Source organism: Streptomyces sp. CNP082, assembly GCF_059570535.1.
Map to the genome: position 1 here is coordinate 1 of NZ_JCANSZ010000146.1, position 1365 is coordinate 1365.

General features: G+C 72.3%; 1 protein-coding gene. It reads left to right on the plus strand.

Annotated elements, in window-relative coordinates; genetic code table 11:
- Window positions 1-1365: polyketide synthase dehydratase domain-containing protein (locus B124_RS37015; protein ID WP_496507409.1), on the plus strand; the 1365-nt coding region annotated here is incomplete at both ends.

A 1365-nucleotide genomic window follows, 5' to 3' on the forward strand; every position in this document is an offset into this window, starting at 1 on the left:
GACCAGCTCCCCGAGCTGCCCACCTACCCCTTCCAGCGCAACAGCTACTGGCTCCACGGCTCGGCCCAGCTCACCAGCGCCGGAGACCTCGGCCAGATCAGCAGCAGCCACGCGCTCCTCAGCGCCGCCGTTCAGCTCGCCGACGGCAGCGAGGGCTCAGACACCGGTACGGAAGGCTCGTACGCCACCACGGTGTTCACCGGGCGGGTCAGCCTGGGCAGCCACCCGTGGCTCGCCGACCACGCCGTCGCCGGCACCGTTCTCCTGCCCGGCACCGCCCTCGTGGACCTCGCCCTGCACACCGGCGACCACACCGGCGCCACCCACCTCGAAGAACTCACCCTCCAAGCGCCCCTGCTCCTTGACGAGGCCGTCACGCGCGACCTCCAGGTCACGACGAGCCCCGAGGCGGCAGCCGAGGACGGCGGCCCCGGCCGCTGGCAGGTCACCATTCACTCCCGGCCCCACACCGACGACGACGCCGAACCGGAGCCGTGGACCTGCCACGCCACCGGCACCCTCACCGCCGAACCGGCAGCAGCGGCCCAGCCGCTCGCTCAGTGGCCCCCCGCCGGAGCACAGAGGCTCGACATCGCGGACCTCTACATCCGGATGGCGGCTGCGGGGTACGAGTACGGGCCCGCCTTCCAGGGCGTCACCGCCGCCTGGTCACACCCCGACGGAACCCTCCACGCCGAGATCAACCTCGGCGAAGACGCCGACACCGCCGGCCACACCATCCATCCCGCACTGCTGGACGCCACCCTCCACCCGCTCGCCACCCGCAGCCTCAACGAGGACGGCGACGGCGCGCAGGAACTCCGCCTGCCGTTCGCATGGAGCGGCGTGTCGGTGCACGCCACCGGCGCCACCCGGCTCCGCGCCACCCTTGTGCCCACCGGCGAGCACGGCCACGACCTGGCTCTCCACGCCTGGGACCCGACCGGCGCTCCCGTGGCCAGCATCGCCGCTCTCAACACGCGGCCGGTCGACTCCTCAGCGCTGACCAGCACCCCCAAGACGGGCATCACGACCCGCAACAGTCTGTTCCATCTCGACTGGCGTTCCGCCGCCCCCGAACCGGTGGAGCAGGTGGCTCTCGACCGGGTAGACGTGTACGTCGCCGTCCCGGCCACCGAGGACTCGCCCGCCGCGGCGCACGTCGCGACCGAGGCGCTTCTCACCTACGTACAGGGCTGGCTGGCCGACAACGACCAGACCGACCGACGCCTCGTCGTCCTCACCCACCGGGCCGTTGCCACCGACCCCGCCGAGGACATCCACCTCCCGCACGCACCGCTGTGGGGCCTGATCCGCACCGCCCAGAACGAACAGCCCGACCGCATCCACCTCATCGACACCGAC